We start from the raw sequence: 26,055 nt of genomic DNA, 5'->3' as shown, positions 1-26,055 counted from the left end.
AAAAACCAGGTAACGATTAATCCTATTGGATAAACAAATAGCTTTTTAAGTGAAGAAGGTGAAAAATGAGATATGATATTATTAATGTGTTTAAATTTAGTTTAGTATTACTATACACGGTTAAGTATTTGAAACATAAAGATCACATTTCAATGGCTGTGGGCTAAGCGCCAGAGCCTATATCAAAGCCTACCCTAACCTAGGTTGGCTAGGCTTACATAATAACTATGTATATTTGCAATTCTAGCAATAAATAATGGATTCTGCAAAATATGTATCCTTTACCAAAAAAAATTATCCTAGACCTTTTGTCTCCCCCTTTTAACCCTATTGCGTAGTAGCCGGCGCTATGCGCGCTAAAATTTTATAGTATATTTGGTAAAGATTTAGTGTATAGACCTTCTGGAGAACCTATTTCTAATGGCAATTTTGGTATCGAAGCTTGTCTATGCTCCTCAAATACATTTAGTATGCTGCGGTGCTCGACTGCGCTTCTCCTAAAAACTGCTGATCACAAATAGGTTTTGCAGAAGGTCTTATATCTTTTAAGAATTTACTCAAATGCGTAAAAAAGGGCGTGTATTGGTAGCCATGAGTGGTGGCATAGATAGTTCTGTAGCGGCTGTGATGCTGCATGAGGAAGGGTATGAAGTAGTGGGTATTACGATGAAAACATGGAGCTATGCGGGTAGTGGTGGTAAGAAAAAAGAGACGGGGTGTTGTAGCTTAGATGCGATCAATGATGCAAGGAATGTGGCGGTTGAATTGGGCTTCCCTCATATTGTGGTCGATATAAGGGAAGCATTTGGGGGCCATGTTATTAACCATTTTAAAGCTGAATATTTAGCAGGTAGGACGCCGAATCCATGTGTATTGTGTAATACCCATATTAAATGGGATGCACTCTTGCAACGTGCCAATCAGTTGGGCTGTGATTACCTGGCAACGGGGCATTATGCAAAGGTACGCGCAGAAGGGGGCGTTATATTATATCCAAAGGGCTAGATCCTAAAAAAGACCAATCCTATGCCCTATGGGGCGTCTCGCAGGAAAGCCTGAGTAGGACCTTGCTGCCACTGGGCGGATTTACAAAATCTTTTATTCGTACCTTTGCTGCTGAACGTGGCTTTACAGATTTGGTGAATAAATCTGAGTCATACGAAATCTGTTTTATTCCAGATAATGATTACCGTGGCTTCTTAAAAAGACAAGTCCCTGGATTAGAAGAAAGGGTTAAGGGAGGAGAATTTATATTAGAAGATGGGACCGTAGTAGGCCATCATGAAGGCTATCCCTTTTATACCATTGGCCAACGGAAAGGGTTACATATTGCCTTGGGCTATCCAGTCTATGTAACTGCTATAGAGAAAGCAACCAATCGGGTTGTATTGGGTACCTTTGATCAGTTGCGCCGGGATGGTATGTATGTACACCAACTCAATTTATCTAAATACCTAGACCTAAAAGGAAAAAAGTTAGATACCGTTACAAAGGTTAGGTATAACGACCCAGGCACCCCTGCCGTCATTGAACAAGTAGGTGATCAAATGCATGTATTTTTTGGCACCGGTGTCCATGCCATTACACCAGGCCAAGCCGCTGTTTTTTATGAGGAAGAAGATGTAATAGGAGGGGATGGATTGTGGCGGCTTTTGAAAAAAAGTAACCCTTTTATTTAAGAGACCTTCTTCAAAACCTATTTGTGATCAGCAGTTTTTAGGAGAAGCGCAGTCGAGCACCGCAGCATACTAAATGTATTTGAGGAGCATAGACAAGCTTCGACACCAAAATTGCCATTAGAAATAGGTTTTCCAGAAGGTCTAAGTTTGTTTGGCTGCTTTTGCTTCCAATTGATCTAATGCTTGACCCACCTTGCCAGTGGCGCGGTACCAAGCAATAGTGGTTATAAGCAAGAAAAACAGTAATATCCAGAAATCGGTTGAATGCTATTGGTATGCAGCAACTCTAGTAAGCCAATTTGAATCCAAGAGGAGCCTGCTTTGCCAGGCGAGAACCTAATAGGTCTACAGCAGCTTTGCCTTTGATTTTTGTTTCTGGGTCAAGTGGGATATAAGCCATTTGGGTGGTTTTATCAAAAAAAGCATATTTTATAGACTTGGCGGCTATATTGTGGATGCCACCAAAGATTACTAAGTATAGAACCAGTTTAGACCCCATCCAATGGGTTAAACAAGGTGCGTTGGTTTTACTATAACTCATTAAAAAGAAAAGGCTACCGGTAATTCCAATAACGACTGGTGCGATGCGTGCAGTTGCTTTCCACCCAAATTTTCTAAGCATACCGCCACTAAAGAACAGCGAGATGATCAGGGCAATAACCCCTGTCCAAAAGTTAAGCGCTGATACAAAACTTTGATAAGCTACTGCTTTTGGAAAGGCTTCTTTGAGATAAGCTTTCCAAGTCCCTTCTACAATATTGATAGAGAGCCCGCAGGCAACCACCATAATGGTTATATTGCCTAGATACCCAGAAGCGGCTACATGTTTTAGGCTCTCCCAGAGGGATAACCGTAGGGTTTTAGTTGGGGTGTTGCGCTGCATGCTTGCCGCATCTGGCTGTAGGGTGTGATTGGTAAACCAATAGGTAAATAGAATCGCTAGGCAACAGCAAGCCACATATCCTATTAATGCTTGTACCGTGTATATAAAGTCACTATGGCTATACTTTTTAGTATAGGCCAAAACCAGTGGTCCCGTAATAATCAGTGCTACATCTCCCGCAGCAATTAAAATAGCATAGAAGCGTTTCGCATCTTGCATCCTACAAACATTGTTTACAAAACTCCAATAGAGTAACATAAGTGCTACTTGCCCCAAAGCTCTGCAACTACAAAAAATAATACGTGAATCCAATGGCGGAATACCGCAATCCAATGCGACCACCCCATATAATGCATGCTTAGCCAATCTGCTAGCGCATGCGGACTTACCTTACCCGAATTGGGATACAAAACAAAACCATATAGAAGAATAACCCTAAAAAAAAGAGAATGGTGCTATAAAAAAGGGTAGACTGCTTTAAACAATTGTTTAGCTTGGTGTACAACACTACCACACCTATGGAGATGGGAAAGATGACCGAACCTTTTACAATCGGAATAACCTCAGCAGCAGAGCAGTTCGCTGTAACGATAACCGTGTCTTTAAGTGCCGCTAAGATGCAATAAACAAAAGAGATAAGAAATTTTAAAAAAAGCAGCAGGAATATTTTTTGCTTTTCCCCTTTTGTATGGGAAAAATAACCTGTAACCACTTTTTAAACCAGGATAAAGATGTCTGTTGTGTCATAGTGGTTGATTTAGATCAAAATCTGCGCTTCCGTGGCAATTTAGTAAAAAATTGTAGATGTGCCATATGGTAGTCCGCTTTCGAAGCCTAAGACCTTTTTCAAAACCTATTTGTGATCAGCAGTTTTTAGGAGAAGCGCAGTCGAGCACCGCAGCATACTAAATGTATTTGAGGAGCATAGACCACAAAATTGCCATTAGAAAGAGGTTTTGCAGAAGGTCTTTATTTGTGGTGTGCCATTTAGCATATCGCGTTTCAAAAGAGGGCCTGTGCGCTCAATCAGTAGCTAGGCAAGGTTTGTTTTTTTTGTGTAACTTTATACCTATTAACTAAGTAGGCTATCCATTCAGCTGTCTGGAAAGGTTATACCCGAGAAAAAGAAAAACGCCCATTGTAAAAAGTTACGTTTAGAAAGCAGCGCTTAGAGCTAGAAAAACAGCATGTCTGAGCCCGCATAGCGGGCGAGTTCTGTTTTTCTAGCTCTAAGCGCTGCTTTTAGCAACTTTTTGCACAGGGCTTGATTTTTTGCCCACTTTTTGATCAAGCAAAAAGTGGTAGGCATAATCATCCTGGTGATCAAGAAAAAATGTGATATAAACGCCTTTTTACTACTGATTGGAGCAGATACTGAATACCTTGTTCTAGCAAGTCAAATTTTAATAGATAAATTTAATTTTTTATGCGTATCATTTCATCCTTACTATTTATGTTTTGTTTGCCGGTTGCGGTTACAGCTACCGAAAAGCGTCCTTCCCTGGCTACACAATTGGCCGATCACTATCTGAAATCATTTGCTGAAGCGGTACAACCCGTGGCTCCTCAAGCTAAACAAGGCAGCCGTGTAGATGTTACCAATATCCATCTTTCACCAAGAACAGAACGAGCGGTAGTATTCAATGAAATTTTTGCCAAGAGTGATGCCTACCAGGCGCAGTGTCAAGAGGCGGGTAAGCTATTGAACCCATATGTTTGGAATGATTTGAATCTTTTTTGTGGTACTACTACTACTACGCCTGATTATCATTTCTTATCCCGGATTAATAAGACCATTACCGTTTTAGGAGAAGTAGCGCTTGCTTCATTTATTAGCGCACCCATTACCAACCTAGAAACCCTTACGCAGCGGCAGCGACTGATAGCCTTTTTGTGCCAAAATAGTCAGCTATATCATGATTTAAGAAACGAGCTAAAAAATTATAGAACATCTGAAAAAACGATGCTCTCTTTATGGACAGAAACAGATCCGCTCTATACCAAAGAATATGTTAAATATTTAACCAATCTCTTTTATACGAGTTCTCCTGCTTCAAATAAATCGGCTAGCCTATTGCAGACAAAAAAAATATGGCTGCGAGATATTTGGAATATCTATTCTAATTATATCTGGTATCCAGTGATGGGGTTTTTGTCTACAGAAATACAATATTTCTTCTTTAAGAGTGAAAAAAAATCACATTCTGATCACTACAAAGGGTTTGGGACGTGGATACCTATATACAATTTTTTCCACACTAAACTAATGATTTGCTTAATGAAGCAAAAAAAAACGGGAAACCGATCTCTTCTAAAGATCAGTACGCGATCTATACCATTAATGCCTTTTATACTATCCATTCGTTTTACCAATACTATAGAGGATATGCCAACTACAAAGAGTATGCAGGCGTTTTGAGAAACCTTGCTTTGCGTATGGCAGATCTGCAAACCTTTTTATTTGCTGCTAAAAGAGTCAATGCATTGGTTGAACAGAATCCTGAGTTGGCAGCACTGTATAGCAAGCAAATCCAGCCTATAAGCGCGCTACTGGCACGCTCGAATGAATCCTCCGAGTTTGGTAATTTATTGCGTTACCTAGAGAGCTTGCCCCTCCGTTCTTGGTCCTATTTGTGGAATAATGCTGGTAAGTTACTTGCCAGCTATAAGCTTTTTGTGGAGCATAAAGCAGTTTTCCATGATGCCATGTATGCCTTAGGGGAGTTGGATACTTTTTTAGCCATGGCCACACTGATGCAAGAAACAGCTGCTATCAATGGGCCACATCGCTATACATTTACCAAGTTCTTATCCTCCAAACTATATACAAAGCCTCGTTTGTCCTTTGTTGAAATGTGGAACCCCATGTTAACCCCTACTACTGCTATTGGCAATGATGTAACCATGGATGGCGCCACTAAAAGTCAAAATATCATTTTAACCGGTCCCAATGCAGGTGGTAAATCTACCTTTTTAACCGGCGTGGCCATCACTATTTTGCTCAGTCAAACCTTTGGTATTGCACCCGCTAAGTCTTGTGAAATGACCCCATTTAGTAAGATCAATACCTATATCGATATTACCGATGACATTGCCGCCGGTAAATCGTTTTTTATGGCAGAAGTGGATCGGTTTCAGTCCCATTTAAACCTATTGAAACAGTTAAAAGAAAGAGAATTTAGTTTTACTATTTTTGATGAACCCTTTAGTGGAACCAATCCAATAGAAGGTGCCGCAGCAGAATATTCCGTATTAAATTATATTGCAAGATATAGCAATGCGCTCAACATTGTGGCCACCCACTACCCAATCGTTATGCTTTTAGAAAAACGCGAACCCCAAAAAGGCTTTAAAAATTATAAAGTTTTTATCAAACCTATGGGCAAAGATGGCAAAATACAGTATACCTATAAAGTGGTCCCTGGTGCCTCTAACCAAACCATTGCCATAGATATACTGGCAGAACAAGGCTATGCAGCTGAAATGTTGCAGCAAGCCAGAGATATTATCAGCCATCCAGACAAGTACAAGAAAAACTTTTCAGAAGAGCCATCCAACCAAAACATTGTAAAAAGCCAGAAAGGTGCTCAACCAGTTCGAGCGAAAAGGGCATAAGCAAAGCTTTTCAAACTACCTTTTATGCACTATGCTGTTGCAGATTATGTCATTTTGGCATAACCTAGTATAAAATAGCTATTTTGGCATGGACTTTGTATTTCCCTAATGTATAAAATAAATTGTTCTACGATAGAGAAAATAATCACATCAAACTAGAAATTAGACATGGGAAAAATAATTGGAATCGACTTAGGAACCACTAACTCCTGTGTTGCCGTTATGGAAGGCAACGAGCCAGTAGTGATTCCTAATAATGAAGGTAAAAGAACTACGCCATCTGTAGTTGCTTTTTTAAATGGAGGAAAGGGTGAACGTAAAGTAGGTGATCCTGCCAAACGTCAGGCGATTATCAACCCGCACAATACTATAAGCTCGATTAAGCGTTTTATGGGTAAAGGTTACAATAGTGTAGCCAATGAGCTCAATGAAGTGGCCTATAAGGTAGAAAGCGGGGCCAACAATACCGTCCGTGTGCGGATTGGTGATCGGCTCTATACACCCCAAGAGATTTCCGCTATTATCTTGCAGAAGATGAAAAGTAGTGCAGAAGATTATTTAGGTACTACCGTTACAGATGCGGTGATTACGGTGCCTGCTTATTTTAACGATGCAGAACGGCAAGCCACTAAGGAAGCAGGAGAAATAGCTGGGCTAACTGTAAAGCGCATTATTAATGAACCAACTGCTGCTGCTTTGGCCTATGGCCTGGACAAAAAAAATAAAGATAGCACCATTGCTGTATTTGACCTTGGGGGGGGGACCTTTGATATTTCTATTCTAGAGCTAGGTGATGGCGTTTTTGAAGTAAAATCTACCAATGGAGACATCCATCTAGGTGGAGATGATTTTGACCAAAAGATAACAGATTGGCTGGCAGATAACTTTCAAAAAGAAGAAGGGACTGATTTAAGAAAAGATCCAACAGCGTTACAGCGCCTAAGAGAAGCTGCTGAAAAAGCCAAAATTGAGCTTTCTAGTGCAACCACTACCGAAATTAATCTTCCCTACATTACAGCCATTGATGGGGTTCCTAAACACTTGGTACAACAGCTATCTAGGGCACAGTTTGAGAAATTGGTAGATGACTTGGTAAAACGTACCCTAACCCCTTGTAGACAAGCTTTAAAAGATGCATTTGGTGATATCTCTGATCCACGCAGCAAGATTCATGAGGTTATTTTAGTAGGCGGGTCTACCCGTATACCAAAGATTCAAGAAGAAGTAGGGCGTTTCTTTGGTAAAAAACCTTCTAAGGGCGTTAACCCTGATGAAGTGGTCGCTGTAGGTGCAGCTATTCAAGGAGGTGTCTTGACTGGAGAGGTAAAAGATGTTTTATTGCTGGATGTGATTCCGCTATCGTTAGGTATTGAAACATTAGGCGGTGTTTTTACCAGGTTGATTGAAGCCAATACTACCATTCCGACAAGGAAATCAGAAGTGTTTTCTACAGCTTCAGATAACCAATCTTCTGTTATGGTGCATGTACTACAAGGCAATAGACCTATGGCCAAACACAACCGTACCATTGGTCAGTTCCACCTATCTGATATACCACCCGCTCCTAAAGGCGCTCCGCAGATAGAGGTTGCTTTTGATGTAGATGCCAATGGTATCTTGAATGTTTCTGCAAAAGATAGAGGCACTGGAAAAGAACAAAAGATTCGAATCGAAGCTTCATCTGGTTTAACCGAAGATGAAATCAAACGAATGCGCGAGGAAGCAGAAGCCAATGCAGCGGAAGATAAAGCAGAAAAAGAGCAAATAGATAAACTCAATCAAGCCGATTCATTGATATTTGATGTTGAAAAACAACTCAAAGAATTGGGTGATAAAATTGGAGAAGAAGATAGAAAAAATGTAGAGCCCGTTTTAGCAGATTTGAAAAAAGCACATGCCGACAAAGATATGGCCGGTGTGGATCGTGGCTTAGAAGCTTTAAACAAGATTTGGGGTGAGGTCATGGTTAAGGTTTACCAAAAATCGCAGACCACCGGGGCTACATCAGCTTCCACTGTGGAGCAGGAACAGCCCAAAGAAGGTAGCGGAAATGTCACAGATGCTGAATTTGAAGAGGTAAAATAATATTTTTTCTTTATGCCTCTATATTCTAAGAGCGGCTTTCTAATTTGCTTTTAGGAAGTCGCTTTTTTATATTGCGTCTGCAGGTAATATGCCTTAACAAAATTGCCATTTAGCAATAGCTTTCAAATGGAAGCTATTTGTGATCAGCAATTTTGAAGTGTAGTCGAGCACCGCAGCATACTGGATCTATTTGAGGAGCATAGACTAGCTTCGACAACAAAATTGGCATTAGAAATAGCTTCCATTGTTGACTATTTTGTTTAATTTAGTTACATTAAAGTAGCCTGGGTCTCTATATTCCATAATTATATATTTTTTATGCTTAAAACCAAGTACTATTACAACCCTGCTGCTTGTAGCTATGAGCCTGTAGAAACATCTATATCATCCTTTATTGTACGTAGCTTTGTTTATATATTTTTTGCTGTAGTATTAGCTATTTTAATGGTTAAATATTATCAAGGTCGTTTTGTTTCTCCTAAGGAGATAGAGCTATTGCAGGCTAATGAAAAGCTGAAGGCCTATTACCATATGGTACAAAAAAAAATAGAAAGCAGCACTGCGCTTTTAAATATCCTGCAAGAGCGTGATGATACCATCAGGGTATTGTTGAATACTACCCCACTTTCTGCTTCAGAGCGCAACGCAGGCATAGGAGGGGTCAATACATATGCCCATTTAGGGAAAGATACATTAATTGCGCAAACACTGTCTAAAGTAGACCAATTAACCAGTCAGCTAACCATTCAAAAGAAATCGTATGATCAAATACTCAATCTTGCTAAAAAAACCGCGAGTAAGTTGCAATCCATGCCTTCCCTGATACCCGTTGATAAGGACAATTTGAAAAGGATATCCGCCCAGTTTGGTAAGCGTATACATCCAATCTATAAAATATTTAGGATGCACGAAGGTATTGATTTTGCAGCTCGTACTGGTACGCATGTCTATTCTGCTGCGAATGGCCATGTTAAATGGGTTAAAAATGATAAAAAAGGATATGGCAATCATCTGCTTATTGAACATGGCAATGGCTTTCAAACCCACTATGCCCATATGCATGCTATAAACGTTAAAGAAGGGCAGGTCGTAACAAGAGGGCAGAAGATTGGCACTGTTGGCAATTCCGGGGATTCAACCGCCCCTCATCTCCATTATGAGGTCTACTATCATGGAAAATGTGTCAATCCGGCTAAGTATTTTGTAAGTGAGCTTACACCTATTGAATATGAAGCGATCCATAAGCAAGCTGTACATCAAACACAAGCCCTTTGTTCAAATTTTTAGGAGGTAGATCATTGCTGTGCTGCTTCTTTTTTTTTTGTCAAAAAATAAGCAAAAAAATCAAGCACTGATCCAAAAAGCTTATATATTTGTTGTTACAGCTAAATAAAATAAGATCTTTTGCAAAACCTATTTCTAATGGCAATTTTGGTGTCGAAGCTTGTCTATGCTCCTCGAATACATTTAGTATGCTGCGGTGCTCGACTGCGCTTCTCCTAAAAACTGCTGATCACAAATAAGTTTTGAAGAAGGTCTATGGAACAAGTTATGGAAAAAATTACCCCAAAAGTCGGCCTTGCCTTTAAAAAAATCTTTGGTGTAGAGGAGCATAAGGATTTGCTGATTTCCTTAATCAATGCTACGGTTTCGCCAGAAGATCAAGTATGTGATGTGACCCTATTAAATCCCTATAATGCCAAAAATTTTGTAGTGGATAAATTATCTATACTAGATATAAAAGCAGTAAGTGAGACAGGCAAGCGGTTTAATATAGAGATTCAAATCACAGATGAGTCAGATTATGATAAACGTGCTTTATATTATTGGGCTAAGTTGTATACAGACCAATTAAAAGCTTCACAGCATTATTCCACTTTAAACAAAGCAATAGGCATTCATATTCTTAACTTTGCTTCTATACCGGATAGTAAGAAGTATCATAATGTCTTCCATATCACAGAAAAAGAGAGTCGCATGCCCTATTTTTCCGATTTAGAATTGCATACAATAGAGTTGGTTAAGTTCAGCAACGATCCTAAGGAAACGCTAGACAGCTTATTGCAAAAGGTAAAGAATGGGCTAGACATTTGGACCGCTTTTCTGACCCGTAACGACTTACTTAATAAGGATAACTTGCCCGGTCTGTTGGCCAGCAGCAGCTTAAAAAAGGCCTTACATATTTTAGAGACGCTGAACTTTACCGATGAGGAAAGAATGGCTTATGAAGATCGCTTGAAATGGCTCAGAATAGAAGCTGGTACAATAGAAAAGCTTCAAAAGAAAGCTAAAGAAGAAGGCATCGAACAAGACATTCAAGAAGGCATCCAAATAGGTCAAGAAAAAGGTAAGCTAGAGGGTAAGATAGAAATAGCGCGGTCTATGGTTAGAAAGGGGTATCCTATAGATGATATTATACTCCTTACGGGTTTATCTAGATCGCATCTTCAGGATCTTGTATAGATTGCTATCGGAGCAATACAATGGAAAAAAAGTATTTTACCATTCAGGAGGTAGCCCGTCATTTTGGGGTAGCTTCTTCTTTGATACGTTTTTGGGAAAAAGCTTTTAGTGGGATTCTCCAACCCAGTAAAAATAGCAAAGGGGCTAGAAGGTACCAAGAAAAAGATATTGTTCAATTGCGTTATATCTATATGCTTGTTAAAGAAAAAGGATACAGCTTAGCAGGCGCGCGTAAGGTAATCCAGAAGCATAGCAGTGCGCCTACCATTACACCAGCAGCGGTTGTTCAGCGATTGCATGCATTGCGTTCTTTCTTGGTTGCTTTGAAAAAGGATATATAGCAGCTATTGTGTTTATTCTATATTATAGTTAAGATTGCCTATTCTTTTTAGTGCAAGAAGCTTGCAAAGCTTCTTTTGCCGTTTTGTTATATTCAACCGTTTCAATATGATTAAAAAAATTATTTTATTCCTTTTTATAGCTACTTTTGCCTTTGCAAATGAAAGTTATGAATTTATCAAAGATGAATGCGCTCTTCCACTGCTGGCTCCTTCTTTACAAAAGCGCAAAACGGCAAAGCTTCGATTAAAGAATGGTCTGGAGGTCTATTTAATTTCTGACCAGAAAGCCGAGCAATCCTCAGTAGCCTTAGGCGTAAGAGTTGGGGCCTGGCAAGATCTAAAAGAGTATCCTGGAACTGCACATTTTCTCGAGCATATGCTCTTTATGGGTAGTGAAAAATATCTGGATGAATATGCGTTTGTTCGTTTTATAAAAGACCATGGTGGAATACATAATGCTTATACTGCTCCAGATCGTACGGTCTATTTATTTTCCATTCACCACCAAGCTTTTGACCAAGCGATCGATCGTTTGGCTCAGTTCTTTATCGCTCCTCTTTTTAATCCATCAGCTGTCGCAAGGGAGCTGTATGCAGTTGATCAAGAATATGCGAAAAATATTGAAGATGATGGACGGAGAGCATATATGATTAGTAAAGAATTGGGTAACCCTAATCACCCCAACCGAGCCTTCTCAACAGGAAACGCTCAAACGCTTGGTCAGATTCCTCAAGATGTGCTCCGTAAATGGTATGAAACAAACTACAACGCCAACCTAATGACCCTTGCGATTTATTCCTCTAAACCTATAGATGCATTAATAAAACTGGTTACAGATACTTTTACTCAGATTGAAAATAAAAAAATTCAACCTGCTGAAATAGATCAGCCTTTATCTTCAAATGCACAGCTTGGCCACTTTATCTATATTGAACCTGTTAAAAAAATCCAACATCTAACTATGAGGTGGGAGCTTCCTGCTTCGTTTGTAGAAGATGAAACAAAGGCAGCAGATCTCCTTGCGTACACCATCAACCAAGGGCAAAAAATAATCTTTTAGAAACGCTAAAAAAAGAAAGACTAGCTGAAAATATTAAGGTTTCTACATACAAGATGGGGCGTCATAACGCTTTTTTTCAAGTCCGAATCATCTTAACAGATCAAGGGGTAGCACAAATCCCACTTGTGATTCAGCGTTGTTTTGAAACATTAGCTGGTTTTCGTAATACAGGCATTCCCAGCTATCTTTTTGAAGAAATGATTGCGATGCGCAAGCTTTTCTATCAATATCAACCACGAAAAGATGCTTTTAAATTTATTATGGATCACTCCAGGGATTTTTTATATGAACCCCTGGTAACCTATCCAGCAAAAACTTTATTGCCGAGTCGTTATGAACCTCAAAAAGTCCAATCGCTTGTAGAATTTTTACAACCTGAAAATTGCCAGTACTATATGCTTGCCCATGCTGAAAAAACAAAAGTTCGACCTGATCGAAAAGAGAAATGGCTAGGAGGCGAATATGCCGTTCGAGCAGTTCCCGAAGCACAGCTATCCGCTTGGAAAGCCGCTTGTCCTCATCCAGCTATTGTGCTTCCGAAAAGGAATCTTTTTGTTCCTTCAAAACTGCAGCTGCTTCCAGTAACTAAAAGCACAGTCCCTTTAAAAATAGCAGATAATAAACATGGCAAAGCTTTTTATTTCAAAGACAATGTCTATCAGACACCAGAAGTCGTTCACTTGGTCCATATCAAGAGTCCCCTTATCGATGGCACGCCACGCAGTGCAACCTTAATGGATCTTTATCTTGCGTCCATCCAAGATAAGCTTTCACCACTCCTTGCTTCTGCAGCAGCTGCAGGATTGAAGGCGCACTTTGAACATGCTCGAAACAGTTTTAAAATCAAGATTTCCGGATTCAGTGATAAAGCGCGCGTTTTCCTTAAAGAGGTTTTAAAAGAATTAACACGTGTTAAACCTCAGAGCAGCGATTTTGAGCTTTATTGCGCTAGCCTTTCAAAATGTTATGAAAATGCCCAAAAGAAATTGCCTGTGCAACAAGCAGGCGAAAGGCTTTTTAGTATCCTTCAAAAAACAAGGATTGCTTCTATAGAAAAATTAAAAGAACTGGATTCCTTGACCTATCAAGATTTTCTTGCATTTCATTCCAAGCTTTTTGCACAGACTTATATTGAAGGCTTTTTTTCAGGAAACCTTACCATTAAAGAAGCAAAAAATTGTTGGTTTGACCTTAAACAGCTCCTAGGTCATACTCCTTTTCCAAAGGAACTCCATCCAAAAGGGGGTGTTTTTTGCCTTTCTGATCAAGGTCCTTATCTAGTGGAAGAACAAACTACGGCGCAAGGCAATGGGATCATCTTAGCCATTGATCAAGGTGCGTTTTCTTTTGAAAAACGAGCAGCACAAGCCATGCTTGCAATCGCTTTACAAGAAGCATTTTTTACCACGCTCCGAACAAAGCAAGAAACAGGATATATCGTTTGGAGTTGGGGTCAAGAGATAGAAAAAAGATTATTTCAGTTCTTTGCTGTCCAGTCAAATTCCCATCATCCTCAAGATCTTCTTTGTCGTTTTGAGCTATTCTTAGAAAATTGCCTTCAAGAAATGCCCCATGATATTCCTATGGAACGCTTTGAAACAATACGGGAAAACTATCTGCTTACTTTAAAAAATCTATTCCCTAACCTCCAAGATAAGGCGGTGTATTTAGATGCCCTTGCCTTTAAATGTGATGGAGACTTTAAGTGGCTAGACAAGCAGATTGCAGCTGCCAAAGCACTGCGTTATGAAGACTTTTTAAAATATGCCAAGGAGTTTTTCTCTAGGGAGAATCGGAAACGGCTTGCTGTTGCTGTTTCTGGAAAACTTCCAGAAACGCATAACTTTTCCTACAAAGCGCGCTCCGCTAGCGGACCCTTTAAAGAGGGGAAATATGCTACAGGTTTTGAAAAGTGATATAAGGCTGAACGAGTACAAAATCCGGACAACATTCCTTTGACCAACAACTTAGCTGAAAGACAAATCAGGCGTTATGTGGTATACCGTAAAAACTCTTACTTTACCCAATCAGAAAGGGATGATAGATTCTTAGAACGCGTCATCTCTTTGTATCTAACTGCTAAACAACAAAAACTAAATCCTTTCAAACAGTTGCAAAATATAATGGCCTAAAAATCACTGTGCTGAACGACGCACACGGAAAAGCATCCTAATGCAAAATCCTGGTTGTTGGAAAGTAACGACAGTGGACATGGAGCAGGAAATGATCTAAAAGATCGTGTGGATTATTGTACAAATATTTATACCTTCTTTGCGATTAATTTGAAGCTTAATATTTCTGACAATAAGTAAATCTATCTTTTTAGCCGGTACTACTACCTCAAAAGCAAGCAAAACTGCGCCTTTGGAGAAAGTTACGGCTAGAAAGCGGTATCGCAATATTGACTCCAAAATAAGGTATGCGTTCAACGGTATCCATTCAGCTCCCACCCACGGACGCGGGTTATACCTAAAAAAGAAACTACATTTGGGTGCAGTTTCTTGGAAGCCATCTGGCAATGTTATACTCCAAAAAAAGAAAAACGCCCATTGTAAAAAGTTACGTTTAGAAAGCAGCGCCTAGAGCTGAATAGAAAAAACAGTTTAATGGAGGCCACAGGGTGGCTTCTGTTTTTCCAGCTCTAGGCGTTGCTTTTAGCAACTTTTTGCACAGGGCTTGATTTTTTTTCCACTTTTTGATCAAGCAAAAGATGGTAGGCATCATCATCCGTTTGATCAAGCAAAAGGTTAAGATAAAAATGTCTTACAAGACTATTATTATTTGACAAAGCTGTCCATATTGCCTATTATAGAGGCCTTATTCTGAATCATATTTTAACTTTTAAATTGATAGGCAACAGTATTAAAAATAATATTGCTATACATGTCGTTCGGCATGGTAAGACGAACGCACAAGTGGACCTGACTCTACATAAGAAAAGCCACGCTTGAGCCCCTCTTCTTTAAAATGGGCAAATTTATCTGGATGTACGAAATCCACGACTGCAAGATGTTGCTTAGTAGGTTGTAGGTATTGACCTAATGTTAACACATCCAAGCCATGCTCCCGCAGGTCATCCATAACCTGATACACCTCTGCGTCTGTTTCGCCTAATCCGATCATAATACCTGATTTAGAGCGTTTTCCATATGCTTTAATCCGTTTCAGTTGCTCTAAGCTGCGTGCATACTTAGCCTGTGGCCGGACGGTTTTATAGAGTCTTTCTACCGTTTCCATATTGTGAGAGACTACCTCTTGACCCGCACTAATCATCCGCTCTAGTGCCCACCAAATTGCTTTAACATCTGGAATTAAGGTTTCTATAGTGGTAGTCGGATTCAAGGCTTTGATCGCTTTGACGGTTTGATGCCAAATTTCTGCGCCACAATCTTTCAGCTCATCTCTGTTCACCGAAGTAATCACCGCATGTTTAACCCCCATCAGCTGAATCGCTTGTGCAACCCGTTTTGGTTCTTCCTTATCATAAGCAGTAGGTCTGCCAGTTGCTACTGCACAAAAGCCACAACTTCGTGTGCAAATATTGCCCAATATCATAAAAGTAGCCGTACCGGCTCCCCAACATTCACCCATATTGGGACAGTTGCCACTGGTGCAAATGGTATGTAGCTTGTGCTGATCTACAATGTCACGAACGGCTCTATAGTGCTTACCTATTGGTAACTTAACCCGCAGCCAATCTGGGCGTTGGGTCGTTGGAATCGGTGGTGTTTTTGGCTCCATGGTAATGATTAAAAAATAGCTTAATGCTTTATAGCTTAGAGAGCTCCAATATATCAAAACCTGTGCAATATAAGATCTTCTTCAAAACCTATTTGTGATCAGCAGTTTTTAGGAGAAGCGCAGTCGCCAGAATACTAAATGTATTTGAGGAGCATAGACCACAAAATTGCCATTTAGCAATAGGTTTTGCAGAAGGTCTATTAGACATCCATCTACAGTAAGCATATCATCATTATAAAAATTATCTTATATTTGCCTTCTATTAAAAGTGATCTTATATCATTTCCTACGATGCTATTTTTAGTGGTCTCTTTTCCCTAAAATGCTCGAAAAAGCTAAAAAAATTCCATGATTGTAATCAATGACCTTACCTACCATTTGGGCAAACGAACTTTATATGATGCAGCTTCGCTGCACATTAAACCCAAAGATAAAATTGGCCTAATAGGCCCTAATGGAGCCGGAAAATCTACTTTGTTAAAGATTATTACGGGTGACCTTAGACCAGATAGTGGCAAGGTAACCAGAAGAAAAGAATGCTCTATTGGCTTTTTAAACCAGGACTTGCTTTCTTATCAATCTCAAGATAGCATTCGCAATGTGGCCATGCAAGCCTTTGATGAGGCATTGGTTACCCAAAAAAAGATTGAGTCGTTGTGCCAAGATATGGAGCGCAACTATTCAGATGATTTGCTAACGCAGCTATCGAATCTACAAGAAACCTTTGAACGGATAGGAGGGTATGATATGCAGTCAAGGACGGAAGCGATGTTAGAGGGTATGGGTTTTTTAACTAAAGACTTGGACCGTTCGCTTGCTGAGTTTTCAGGAGGGTGGCGCATGCGCGTTATGTTTGCCAAGCTGCTGTTGCAGCAACCTTCTTTATTGATATTGGATGAACCTACCAACCACCTAGACTTGGTTTCCATTAAGTGGGTAGAGGCCTATTTAAAAAACTACGATAGTGCCTTTATAGTCGTTTCACACGATAGAAGCTTCTTAGATGGTACCACTAGTAAAATTGTAGAGATTTCCGATAAGAAGTTTACCGTTTATGTAGGCAACTACAGTGCTTATGAAATACAAAAGTCAGAAAGAGGCGCCTTACTTGAAAACGCCTATGCCAATCAACAAAAACAACTCAAGCATGCACAAGAATTTATAGATCGTTTTAGAGCAAAGGCCAGTAAAGCTAAGCTCGTTCAGTCTAGGATTAAAGCATTAGATAAGGTAGAGAAAATAGAAGCCCCTTCTGCCCATCGCAAAACCATAAAAATACAGTTTTCCATCAAACAAAATCCCAGTAAGATTATTGCTGTAATAGAAAAGATAAACAAATCCTATGGTCCTGTATCGATTCTAAAAGATGCCACTGTAGAAATCAACAGAGGCGATAAAATTGCTTTAATTGGTGCAAATGGACGTGGTAAAACCACGTTGCTGCGCATTATAGCTGAGCACGAACCAGCTGAGCAGCAACAAAGACGTTTTGGTAATAATGTAGAGATGGCTTTTTATGCCCAGCATCAGTTGGAAGCATTAAATCTAGCACACACCATTATAGAAGCACTGCGTGCCCATAGCAGCAGCAATGGCGTAGAACGTACAGAGCAAGAACTGCGTGCCATAGCCGGTATGTTTCTTTTTACTAAGGATGATGTATTTAAAAAGATAGAGGTCCTTTCCGGTGGAGAAAAAGCCCGCGTTGCCTTAGCAACGGTACTCCTCTCGCAAGCCAATTTTCTAGTACTCGACGAGCCAACCAACCATTTAGATATGCATTCCATTGATACACTTGGACAAGCGCTACAACAATATGAAGGCACCTGTTTGTTTGTATCACACGACCGTAACTTTATCCAACAAGTTGCCAATAAGATTTGGTATATCGAAAACAAAAAAGTTAAAGTCTTCCCTGGCAGCTACGAAGAATTTAAAGAGGTGGTTGAGTTGAGTTAGATGAGGGGGATTAAACTTTTTGATCAAGCAAAAGGTAGTATAAAAATGCCTTATCATTAAATCCTTAACTAAAATTAAAATGAATAGATTAAAAAAAGGCCTGCCATTTTTAATTGCTTTTGGCTTTATGCTACCCCCAAAAGCTGCAGCAGAAAGTTTGAGTTATGGTGTAAAAGTAGGATTCGCTACTTCTTTTGCTAGATTAAACGACAAACAAAAGGAAAATGGCAAGCAATATCTAGAATTAGATTCTAGGATGTGGAATCCTTCGTTTGGAGTAGCGCTATATATGGAATATGCCCTTAATGATCACCTAGGATTAGGTGCAGAGTTACTGTATAATAGATTTGACCAATTAGTACATATGAAGCTCACTGAAGATGGATATCAAAAAACTCTTCAGAGTTTAGATAAACCGAATGATAAAGGTGTATTACCTTCAAACGAAATCAAAATTCAAACATCTTTTGATACCATTGGGCTGCCTATGCTGCTTACATGGTACTGGACGTCGGCTGTTCGACCAGATTTCAAAGATGATTATTTCCTTGGTCGTCTTTTTGTGGGTGTGCACCCTTTTTATTTGGTTGCACGTACGTATAGCGTATTGTGTCAAGTAAATGGTAAAACTCACAAAAAAGATATCGAATTCCCTAAAGATGACCAAAAAGATAGATTACCAAAGGTTTAAAGTTGGTTTTATAGGTGGAACCTCTTTAGAGTTTACCAATGGGTTGCTGCTGGAAATAAAAGCTATGTTGCCTTATAATCTGATGAATGAAAAGGATAAGGAGCTTCGGCCTAATGTAGCATCCTTTCAGCTATCTCTTGGCTATAATTTTGCTAAGTTTGTATAGGCTAAGCTTAGGCGCTATTTTATTAGACCTTCTGCAAAATCTATTGCTAAATGGCAATTTTGGTGTCGAAGCTTGTCTATGCTCCTCAAATACATTTAGTACTCTGGCGACTGCGCTTCTCCTAAAAACTGCTGATCACAAATAGGTTTTGAAGAAGGTCTATTATTAGACCTCTTGTATAATCGCCTTTTTTGTAGCAAAATTCCCAAGAGTATCTTATATTGCCCTTTAATCGATTAAAGTAGTTATTTTATAATAAAGCGCACGAATGAATACTTCTTTTTCAGCTAAAAAACAGGAGGGGGGGCTCAGTTATAGCTGCCATTCGGAGTTGGGTAGGCTCTGTTTTTTTTGCCGCTATGGCAGCTGCCGTAATCCGTTGGATGGTGATTGGGCTATACGTTATACCTTCTGGCTCCATGGAGCCAACACTTTTTCCTGGAGATTTTGTACTGGTCAGCAAGCTGCACTATGGTGCCCGTACACCCGCTACTCCATTGCAAATTCCAATTACCCATCAAACCATTCCAGGTACAAAGATTCCTGCTTACCTAGACTGGATTGAATTGCCGCAATATCGTTTGCCTGGATTCAGTAAGATCCAACGCAATGATGTTATTGTTTTTAATACCCCAGTGGGTCATGAGCCCCCTGATTTACGCGAGTATTGGATCAAACGTTGCATTGGCCTTCCTGGTGACCTGGTCCATATAGTCCATAAGCAACTTTATGTGAACCATACGCCAGCTGATCTCCCATATAGCGTTCAATATCGTTATTTTATGAAAACTAAACGGATCTTAACGGCTGCTTTTTTTGAAAAAAATGATATTAAAAACCCGGTACGGTCTACTATTCCAGGTCGTGAAGGCTATACGATTTATACTACACCAGAAAAGGTCAAGCAATTGATTACTGTCTTGCCTACCTGTATACAGTCTATAGATCCCGTAGAAGATGAGAAAGAGGTATTGTACCCTAGTATGTATGCTTTTAACCCTGCTTTGGGTTGGAGTAAAGATAACTTTGGACCACTGCAGGTGCCTAAAAAAGGCATGGTTGTGCCAATGGATGCACGCCATATCTTATTATATAGCCCTACTATCAAAAAATTTGAAGGAAAAAAGAATATTCGGTTTACTAAAACCGCATGTTGGATAGATGGCCAGGAAGTAGCCCACTATACTTTTGCTAAGGATTACTATTTTGCAATGGGAGACAATCGGGACCAGTCTGGTGACTCTAGATTTATTGGGTTTATTCCAGAAGATCATATTGTGGGTAAAGCAGTTATGGTGTTGTTGTCTTCAGATAGAAACAAATCTTTTTTTAGTGGTATGCGTTGGAATAGGTTGTTTCACTTCGTAAATTAGCCAATCGAAAAACAAGCTGGCTTGTCGCTTTGGTTATGTAAGGCCAAAGAGGAAAGTCCGGGCAATATAGAGCACCCTACTTCCTAACGGGAAGGCATATTTAGACCGCTTTCGAAACTTGCTTTCGAAAGCGGTCTAAATATATGACAGCAAGTGCCACAGAAAACAAACCGCTATCTCTGGATAGTAAGGGTGAAAAGGTAAGGTAAGAGCTTACCGCTCTATGGGTGACCATAGAGGCAGGGTAAACCTTAGGGATTGCAAGGCCAAATAGGCATGGCTACGCTATAGCGTGACGGGCTGCTCGTTCGTTTTTAAGCCATGTGGGTGGGCCGCTAGAGGCCATAAGTGATTATGGCTCCAGATAAATGACAAGCAGTGCGCCTTGGCGCACTACAGAACCCGGCTTATAGGCTTGTTTTTCTTTATTTATGAACTTTAAATTATGGCTCCTTTACCTACAAGAGCATCGAATTTTTCCGCTTGGTATAATGAATTAGTGGTACGTGCAGGTCTGGCAGAAAATGCTGCTGTACGGGGCTGTATGATTATTAAACCTTATGGCTATGCCATTTGGGAAAAGTTGCAAATCATTTTTGATGCTGCCTTTAAAGAAACAGGCCATGTAAATGGCTATTTTCCTTTATTCATTCCAAAGTCTTACTTCAGCAAAGAGGCGGGCCATGTGGAAGGTTTTGTTAAGGAATGTGCGGTTGTCACCCACTATCGCTTGAAAATGGCAGAAGATGGTTCTGGTGTGGTAGTCGACCCTGCTGCTAAGCTGGAGGAAGAACTTATTGTGCGCCCTACTTCAGAAGCCGTTATATGGAGTACCTATAAAAATTGGATTCAATCCTACAGGGATCTACCTATTTTACTCAATCAGTGGTGTAACATAGTCCGTTGGGAAATGCGTACGCGGCTCTTTTTACGTACCACAGAGTTTTTATGGCAAGAAGGCCATACCGCCCATGCTACCCAAGCAGAAGCTGAACAAGAAGCGTTGCAAATCTTGCATTTGTATGAGCGCATTGTCAAAGACTATATGGCTATACCTGTAATAAAAGGTATGAAAACCCTCAATGAGCGTTTTGCTGGTGCAGAAACGACCTATACCATTGAAGCCCTTATGCAGGATGGCAAAGCGCTACAAGCCGGTACGGCCCATTACCTAGGCCAACGGTTTGCCAAAGCCTTTGACGTAACCTTTACCAATCAAGCAGGCATACGTGACTATGTATGGGGTACTTCCTGGGGGATTACCACCCGGCTGATGGGCGCATTGATTATGATCCATTCAGATGATGATGGCTTGGTGCTGCCTCCTAAAATTGCCCCCATACAGGTAGTAATGGTGCCAATCTATAAAACAGAGGTAGAACGTGCTGCAGTAGTTTCTAAATTGGCTGATTGGCAGCAGTTATTAATTACCCATGGGGTGCGTGTACAATTAGATGATCGGGATACCCGTAAGCCAGGTTATAAATTTGCGGAGTATGAGCAAAAAGGTGTACCCATTCGTATAGCGTTAGGGCCTAATGATTTGCAAAACGAGACGGTGGAACTGGCACGTAGAGATACAAAGGAGAAAATAACCATCCCTAGCGGCCATTTGGTCCAGCACATTACCGATTGGCTAGAAGCGATTCAGACACACATCTACCAGCGGGCCCTTATAACACACCAACAGCGTACGCTATTGGTAGATGATTATGCTACCTTTAAAAGGCTTATCGCTACCACAGGTGGCTTTTTGCTGGCCCATTGGGATGGTACTACCGAAACAGAAGAAAAGATTAAAGCCGAGACAAAAGCTACGATCCGTTGTATACCATTAGATGGCAGCCAGGAGCCAGGCCATTGTATCTATTCAGGAAAGCCCTCTAAAGGGCGGGTGGTTTTTGCGCAGGCCTATTAACCCAATGCTGTCCTTTCAGGCCCTTTGCTGGATTAGATGGGTTGCAGGTCGCGTAAGGCAGCGCGGTAGGGGTGCCTTTTCTGCCTCCATAGATAAAATCGTCACTTTAAGCATTACCGTAGGTACCGCTGCTATATTGATGGCTTCAATGGTAATGATTGGGTTTCAAAAAGAAATTACAAAAAAGATAACTGCTTTTGCTGGAGACTTCCAGATTACTACATACAGCAGTACCCAAGACCCATCTTTGCAAGCTGCACAAGTGAGTCGTCTCATCACGCATTTACCCAGCTCCATTGAAAAAGTAGTCCCATTTACCCAAAAGCTTATGCTCATCCATACAAAATCAGGTGTAGAAGGTATATTGTGCAAGGGATTGACCCTATCGTGACCCATACCACATTAGCAGATTACCTAGTAGCAGGCAGGCTGCCTGATGTAACCAAGGCCGTCTATCAAAATGAATTGGTTATTAGCCATTATCTTGCCCAAAGGCTATCCATTCAATTAGGCGACAGCGTAGTAGTCCATACAGTAGATCCACGCTACCGGAAGTTAAAGATTGTTGGCATCTATTGCACCTATTTAAGTGATATAGATGAAAACTTAGCTTTTGCTGATATGCGGCTTATACAGCGGCTCAACAATTGGTCTTCAGAAACGGTCAATGGCTATACCATCTTTTTGAAAGCAGATGCGACTCCGACCAAACCATTACGAGACACTATTCTACGTCTGATAGACCCCGATTTGTGCCTTATGCCCACTGCGCGCAAGTATGCTAGTTTTTATAATTGGCTCGCTATTATTCAAAAGAATACAGCTATTCTTATTGCTTTTATATTATTGGTAGCAGCATCTACTATGGTTGCTACCGTTACCATTCAACTGATGGAGCGCAGCTATATGGTAGGGGTATTAAAAGTTTTGGGAGCCTATCATTGGCAGGTAGATGCCATCTTGCTCTATAATAGTCTACGCACTTTATCTTTGGGCATGGTATATGGCAATATCCTAGGTATAGGATTGTGTCTATTGCAGGACCATTATAGATGGGTTACACTTGAACCAGCACTCTACTATATGCGTTACGTTCCCATTTATAGCCATTGGAAAGTGATGCTATTTCCCAATTTGTTGATATTTGGCACCCTTTCTGTTGTCTTATACCTTGCCATGCACTGGTTAAGGCAAAAAAAGCTGGTAGAAGCATTACAAGAGGGGTAAGCCTCCCAATCGTAGTTTTTAGGCGTTTGTTTCAGTAGCAAAATAATATCCATTCAGATAAAATGACCCATCCATTAACCATTCTTGGTATTGAATCCTCTTGCGATGAAACAGCTGCTGCTGTCATCCATGATGGCAAGATAGTTAGCAATGTAGTCATGAGCCAATTGATCCATCAACAGTATGGTGGCGTTGTTCCAGAGCTTGCAGCAAGAGCCCATGAAACCAATATAATCCCTGTTGTAACCGCTGCACTCAAAGAAGCAGCCATGGAAAAAGAGCAATTGCATGCGATTGGGTTTACACAAGGTCCAGGGTTACTAGGTCCCCTTTTAGTCGGCAGTTGCTTTGCCAAGTCCTTAGCCTTTTCGCTGGGTATACCCTTAATAGGTGTTCACCATATTCAAGCACATGTACTGGCCAATTTTATCGATGACCCTAAACCCCATTTCCCTTTTCTCTGTTTGACCGTGAGTGGCGGGCATACCCAAATTATCTTGGTCAAAGACTATTTTTCTATGGAGGTTTTAGGAGAAACGCAAGATGATGCCGCAGGAGAGGCTTTTGATAAAATAGCCCATTTAATGGGGCTGGGCTATCCAGGTGGTGCGTTAATCGATCGCTATGCCCAAGAAGAAGGCAACCCCCAAGCTTTTGCCTTTCCAGCTACCCATATGCCCCATTTTGATTTTTCCTTTAGCGGCATTAAAACCGTTTTTTCCCTTTTTATTCGCAGCAAAACCCCTGCGTTTATCCAAGCCAATCGAGCCGATATCGCTGCTAGTATTCAAGCCGTTCTGGTGCATATGTTATTGGATAAGTTAACCAAAGCGGCTCAAAAAAGCGGTATTGGCACCATTGCATTGGCCGGAGGCGTAGCAGCCAATAGCTATTTGCGCCAGCAGCTCAAAGCGTTAGCTGCACAACACCATTGGACCATTTTTGTACCAGCTATCGCCTATTGTACCGATAATGCCGCTATGGTAGCCATTACCGCTTATTATAAGCATCAGCTAAAAGCCTTTACTGGTTTAGATGCGAAATCTTTGCCTAGGTATCCGCTTAGAGCTTAGATAAAAGCTTTTTGCCAAGGGCTTGATTTTTTGGCTACTTTTTTATCAAGCAAAAAGTGCGCTAAAGCATACAATTAGGTTGCATGGGACCTGCCACTACCTGAACCATCACACTGCTGCGCACTTTTCTGTTTGCGCTTTTTACTTACAATACAGCTTATATCAGAATCGCAGGGCTTTTTCCTAGCGTTATATTGCCCATTAATTTCTATGTTATGACTTTGGAGGAATGAAGCCAACAACTGTTGCAGTCGAGCCCGCTCACCTTTGTGGTCACTATATTTGTAAATGGCATCAATATCCATGTATATATCCATGTATCTATCCATGAAGTTAACTTGTGCGCCAGCTTGGTTTAACATTATTGCTTTACAGACGAGTAGGGCAAGCAGGTGATTGATCGCTCTCTGCTTATCTCCTTTAGGGTCTTTAATAGGTATCTGGTCCAATACCATATCGAAAGCATTATATATTTTGGAATCTGTTTCCAATGGATTAGCTCCAGCATTCAGAAGCAGCTTTATAAGCTCAGTTGTAGTCTCATGGCTTAGATTTTTATTGTTTTTAGCTACTCTATGAATAGGCTTTTCACCAGCATTATTTCCTTCTGAAACATCAGCACCAGCATGTAGCAATAATTTAATTATCTGAAGATCAACTTTTCCTATTAAAATGGAACGGTTTATATTTTCTTGATCCATAGCTGCATCACACTTTCTTAGAAATGAACTAAATAATGTTGATATGACTGAGATAATCACCTTATCTTTGCCGTAAACTGCAAAATTCAGAGGCGTTAGGTCATCCCTACCTTGCTTATTGATATCCCATTGTAAATATCTATTCTGAACAAATGTTTTATCTAATAGCATCTCCACTATGTGTAGCGCACCAAAGGCAATCGCTATAAAGAGTGGGGATATTCCATTATCATCGAAGCATGTGCAACTAGCCCCTAATTGCATAAGATATTCGACTGTATCAGGCCTAGATTGTTTTGCCCCTTCGCATATAATCACATGATGTAGTAGGGTACGACTATGGTCGTCTGATAGATTGACAATTAGATTGGCAATCCTGCGTGCCATCTCATTGCCTTGTTGCTTATCTTCTTTTTCTGACCCTGTTATTACAGCATCGATGATATCTTTTAAGAGCTTGGTATTGCCACGGACGACTATAGCATCAAATATAGGACTAAGTTCCGATTGTATTTCTGATTCCGAAAAATAAATCAGATATTGTGACAAGTATTGCAGCATCTTTAAAAGGGGTTGAGGCTTTAATAAAGAGCAGTTTTGAACCAGTAGGCGTATTGGTGTTACGCCTATACTATTTTTTGTGGTTAAAATTTCTACTACGCTATTTGATAGGGAAACACCTGTTAGCCCTTGTGCTGTTTTGATGTTACGGTATTCGTTTACTAAGTATTGTAATGTTATTAAGCTACAGCGTTCTACCACTTCGTGGATTATGGTGTATTGCTGGGCACCAACTTTTAGAACAAAAACTTCTTCATACGCGGCTAAGTCATAATCACGGAGTGTGTCAAATAATATCCTTAATATACTCAATATAATACTCTGGTTGTGCGTGTTATCAGGACCGCTTTTACTCACTACGCGCATCAAAAGCGGTATTTTCATGCCTTTTATTTCGTTTTCAGGGCCGGCTATTAGGTGTATTACTTTTTTAATAGGATATTTTTCGGGGTTACTTTTAATGTGTGCTAGAAATTTTTTCAGCAGATCTAGTTTATCTGCTTTTATAGGGTCTCCTTG

The 26,055-nt window shown here is 40.3% G+C and carries 20 protein-coding genes, 1 other RNA gene and 3 pseudogenes; 20 read left to right on the top strand and 4 right to left on the bottom strand.

Translation table 11 applies throughout. From position 1 onward, the window contains the following. The first annotated feature begins 561 nt into the window (after positions 1–561). Positions 562–1,679 (top strand): annotated as a pseudogene (mnmA, locus tag FPG78_RS04255) (tRNA 2-thiouridine(34) synthase MnmA). Positions 1,680–1,965: 286 nt separating this feature from the next. Here mnmA and FPG78_RS04250 read toward each other — a convergent pair. Further along, positions 1,966–3,274: pseudogene (locus tag FPG78_RS04250) on the bottom strand (Npt1/Npt2 family nucleotide transporter). A 714-nt stretch (positions 3,275–3,988) separates the two neighbouring features. Between FPG78_RS04250 and FPG78_RS04235 the strand changes: the two are divergent. The 4 genes from FPG78_RS04235 to FPG78_RS04220 all read left to right on the top strand — a co-directional run bounded on the left by FPG78_RS04235 (position 3,989) and on the right by FPG78_RS04220 (position 9,549). Continuing rightward, positions 3,989–4,981: a hypothetical protein gene (locus FPG78_RS04235; protein WP_144086761.1), complete on the top strand. Its 993-nt coding sequence runs from the start codon at positions 3,989–3,991 to the stop codon at positions 4,979–4,981. After that, a complete protein-coding gene (locus FPG78_RS04230; protein ID WP_223262003.1) occupies positions 4,978–6,177 on the top strand; it encodes a MutS-related protein in 1,200 nt (399 codons plus the stop codon). Before FPG78_RS04235 ends, FPG78_RS04230 begins: the two co-directional genes overlap by 4 nt. Positions 6,178–6,345: 168 nt before the next feature. Further along, complete coding sequence (dnaK, locus tag FPG78_RS04225) at positions 6,346–8,262, top strand: molecular chaperone DnaK (protein WP_144086759.1); 1,917 nt, start codon at positions 6,346–6,348, stop codon at positions 8,260–8,262. A gap of 318 nt (positions 8,263–8,580) precedes the next feature. Further along, positions 8,581–9,549, top strand: coding sequence for a M23 family metallopeptidase (locus FPG78_RS04220; RefSeq protein WP_144086758.1), 969 nt, complete (start codon positions 8,581–8,583; stop codon positions 9,547–9,549). Between the two features lie 180 nt (positions 9,550–9,729). Here the strand turns inward: FPG78_RS04220 and FPG78_RS07170 are convergent, their stop codons facing one another. After that, a complete protein-coding gene (locus tag FPG78_RS07170; protein WP_186292504.1) occupies positions 9,730–9,876 on the bottom strand; it encodes a hypothetical protein in 147 nt (48 codons plus the stop codon). On the opposite strand from FPG78_RS07170, the gene FPG78_RS04215 reads away from it, so the two are divergent. The 6 genes and pseudogenes from FPG78_RS04215 (at position 9,814) to FPG78_RS07730 (ending at position 14,709) form a co-directional block, all read left to right on the top strand. Beyond that, on the top strand, positions 9,814–10,725 hold the full coding sequence (locus FPG78_RS04215) for an Rpn family recombination-promoting nuclease/putative transposase (RefSeq protein WP_144087067.1): 912 nt from the start codon (positions 9,814–9,816) through the stop codon (positions 10,723–10,725). The two genes, FPG78_RS07170 and FPG78_RS04215, sit on opposite strands and share 63 nt — an antisense overlap. Before the next feature lie 20 nt (positions 10,726–10,745). Then, on the top strand, positions 10,746–11,066 hold the full coding sequence (locus tag FPG78_RS04210) for a MerR family transcriptional regulator (protein ID WP_144086757.1): 321 nt from the start codon (positions 10,746–10,748) through the stop codon (positions 11,064–11,066). A 106-nt stretch (positions 11,067–11,172) separates the two neighbouring features. Next, positions 11,173–12,126: an insulinase family protein gene (locus FPG78_RS04205; protein WP_144086756.1), complete on the top strand. Its 954-nt coding sequence runs from the start codon at positions 11,173–11,175 to the stop codon at positions 12,124–12,126. 53 nt (positions 12,127–12,179) lie between these two features. Next, complete coding sequence (locus tag FPG78_RS04200) at positions 12,180–14,042, top strand: insulinase family protein (RefSeq protein WP_144086755.1); 1,863 nt, start codon at positions 12,180–12,182, stop codon at positions 14,040–14,042. 15 nt (positions 14,043–14,057) lie between these two features. Beyond that, positions 14,058–14,258 (top strand): annotated as a pseudogene (locus tag FPG78_RS04195) (IS66 family transposase); the annotation flags it as partial. Positions 14,259–14,490: 232 nt separating this feature from the next. Next, a complete protein-coding gene (locus tag FPG78_RS07730) occupies positions 14,491–14,709 on the top strand; it encodes an SET domain-containing protein (RefSeq protein WP_223262002.1) in 219 nt (72 codons plus the stop codon). A 294-nt stretch (positions 14,710–15,003) separates the two neighbouring features. Here FPG78_RS07730 and lipA read toward each other — a convergent pair whose 3' ends face one another. Next, entirely contained in the window at positions 15,004–15,867 is an 864-nt protein-coding gene (gene lipA / locus FPG78_RS04185; RefSeq protein ID WP_144086753.1) for a lipoyl synthase, read from the bottom strand. Between the two features lie 348 nt (positions 15,868–16,215). On the opposite strand from lipA, the gene FPG78_RS04180 reads away from it, so the two are divergent. The 9 genes from FPG78_RS04180 (at position 16,216) to tsaD (ending at position 24,274) form a co-directional block, all read left to right on the top strand. Next, positions 16,216–17,826, top strand: a complete 1,611-nt coding sequence (locus FPG78_RS04180; RefSeq protein ID WP_144086752.1) for an ABC-F family ATP-binding cassette domain-containing protein — start codon at positions 16,216–16,218, stop codon at positions 17,824–17,826. A 79-nt stretch (positions 17,827–17,905) separates the two neighbouring features. Beyond that, positions 17,906–18,517 (top strand): PorT family protein, encoded by a 612-nt coding sequence (locus tag FPG78_RS04175; protein ID WP_144086751.1) that lies wholly within the window; start codon positions 17,906–17,908, stop codon positions 18,515–18,517. Further along, positions 18,486–18,683, top strand: coding sequence for a hypothetical protein (locus FPG78_RS04170; RefSeq protein WP_144086750.1), 198 nt, complete (start codon positions 18,486–18,488; stop codon positions 18,681–18,683). The genes FPG78_RS04175 and FPG78_RS04170 overlap by 32 nt, the downstream gene beginning before the upstream one ends. Before the next feature lie 272 nt (positions 18,684–18,955). After that, positions 18,956–20,056: a signal peptidase I gene (gene lepB, locus FPG78_RS04165; protein ID WP_320411063.1), complete on the top strand. Its 1,101-nt coding sequence runs from the start codon at positions 18,956–18,958 to the stop codon at positions 20,054–20,056. Between the two features lie 8 nt (positions 20,057–20,064). Then, an RNA gene (gene rnpB / locus FPG78_RS04160) (RNase P RNA component class A) lies at positions 20,065–20,482 on the top strand. Between the two features lie 16 nt (positions 20,483–20,498). Then, complete coding sequence (gene proS, locus FPG78_RS04155) at positions 20,499–21,974, top strand: proline--tRNA ligase (RefSeq protein ID WP_144086748.1); 1,476 nt, start codon at positions 20,499–20,501, stop codon at positions 21,972–21,974. A gap of 4 nt (positions 21,975–21,978) precedes the next feature. After that, positions 21,979–22,365: a hypothetical protein gene (locus FPG78_RS04150; RefSeq protein WP_144086747.1), complete on the top strand. Its 387-nt coding sequence runs from the start codon at positions 21,979–21,981 to the stop codon at positions 22,363–22,365. After that, positions 22,362–23,201, top strand: coding sequence for an ABC transporter permease (locus FPG78_RS04145; protein WP_144086746.1), 840 nt, complete (start codon positions 22,362–22,364; stop codon positions 23,199–23,201). Before FPG78_RS04150 ends, FPG78_RS04145 begins: the two co-directional genes overlap by 4 nt. A gap of 62 nt (positions 23,202–23,263) precedes the next feature. Then, positions 23,264–24,274: a tRNA (adenosine(37)-N6)-threonylcarbamoyltransferase complex transferase subunit TsaD gene (tsaD, locus tag FPG78_RS04140; protein ID WP_144086745.1), complete on the top strand. Its 1,011-nt coding sequence runs from the start codon at positions 23,264–23,266 to the stop codon at positions 24,272–24,274. A gap of 74 nt (positions 24,275–24,348) precedes the next feature. Here the strand turns inward: tsaD and FPG78_RS04135 are convergent, their stop codons facing one another. Continuing rightward, positions 24,349–25,920: an ankyrin repeat domain-containing protein gene (locus FPG78_RS04135; RefSeq protein WP_144086744.1), complete on the bottom strand. Its 1,572-nt coding sequence runs from the start codon at positions 25,918–25,920 to the stop codon at positions 24,349–24,351. Between the last annotated feature and the right edge of the window lie 135 nt (positions 25,921–26,055).

It is taken from the genome of Cardinium endosymbiont of Dermatophagoides farinae (genome assembly GCF_007559345.1).
GTDB lineage: Bacteria > Bacteroidota > Bacteroidia > Cytophagales > Amoebophilaceae > Cardinium.
The sequence above is the reverse complement of the archived record's forward strand: the minus strand, read 5'-3'. Positions and strand labels throughout refer to the sequence as shown.

What these genes read in the sequence shown, in the direction of transcription:
- FPG78_RS04235 (WP_144086761.1), top strand. Translation starts at nt 3,989, where the DNA reads ATGCGTATCATTTCATCCTTACTATTTATGTTTTGTTTGCCGGTTGCG.
- dnaK (WP_144086759.1), top strand. Translation starts at nt 6,346, where the DNA reads ATGGGAAAAATAATTGGAATCGACTTAGGAACCACTAACTCCTGTGTT.
- FPG78_RS04220 (WP_144086758.1), top strand. Translation starts at nt 8,581, where the DNA reads ATGCTTAAAACCAAGTACTATTACAACCCTGCTGCTTGTAGCTATGAG.
- FPG78_RS04215 (WP_144087067.1), top strand. Translation starts at nt 9,814, where the DNA reads ATGGAAAAAATTACCCCAAAAGTCGGCCTTGCCTTTAAAAAAATCTTT.
- FPG78_RS07170 (WP_186292504.1), bottom strand. Translation starts at nt 9,876, where the DNA reads ATGCTCCTCTACACCAAAGATTTTTTTAAAGGCAAGGCCGACTTTTGG.
- FPG78_RS04210 (WP_144086757.1), top strand. Translation starts at nt 10,746, where the DNA reads ATGGAAAAAAAGTATTTTACCATTCAGGAGGTAGCCCGTCATTTTGGG.
- FPG78_RS04205 (WP_144086756.1), top strand. Translation starts at nt 11,173, where the DNA reads ATGATTAAAAAAATTATTTTATTCCTTTTTATAGCTACTTTTGCCTTT.
- FPG78_RS04200 (WP_144086755.1), top strand. Translation starts at nt 12,180, where the DNA reads ATGGGGCGTCATAACGCTTTTTTTCAAGTCCGAATCATCTTAACAGAT.
- lipA (WP_144086753.1), bottom strand. Translation starts at nt 15,867, where the DNA reads ATGGAGCCAAAAACACCACCGATTCCAACGACCCAACGCCCAGATTGG.
- FPG78_RS04180 (WP_144086752.1), top strand. Translation starts at nt 16,216, where the DNA reads ATGATTGTAATCAATGACCTTACCTACCATTTGGGCAAACGAACTTTA.
- FPG78_RS04175 (WP_144086751.1), top strand. Translation starts at nt 17,906, where the DNA reads ATGAATAGATTAAAAAAAGGCCTGCCATTTTTAATTGCTTTTGGCTTT.
- FPG78_RS04170 (WP_144086750.1), top strand. Translation starts at nt 18,486, where the DNA reads ATGACCAAAAAGATAGATTACCAAAGGTTTAAAGTTGGTTTTATAGGT.
- FPG78_RS04150 (WP_144086747.1), top strand. Translation starts at nt 21,979, where the DNA reads ATGCTGTCCTTTCAGGCCCTTTGCTGGATTAGATGGGTTGCAGGTCGC.
- tsaD (WP_144086745.1), top strand. Translation starts at nt 23,264, where the DNA reads ATGACCCATCCATTAACCATTCTTGGTATTGAATCCTCTTGCGATGAA.
- FPG78_RS04135 (WP_144086744.1), bottom strand. Translation starts at nt 25,920, where the DNA reads ATGAAAATACCGCTTTTGATGCGCGTAGTGAGTAAAAGCGGTCCTGAT.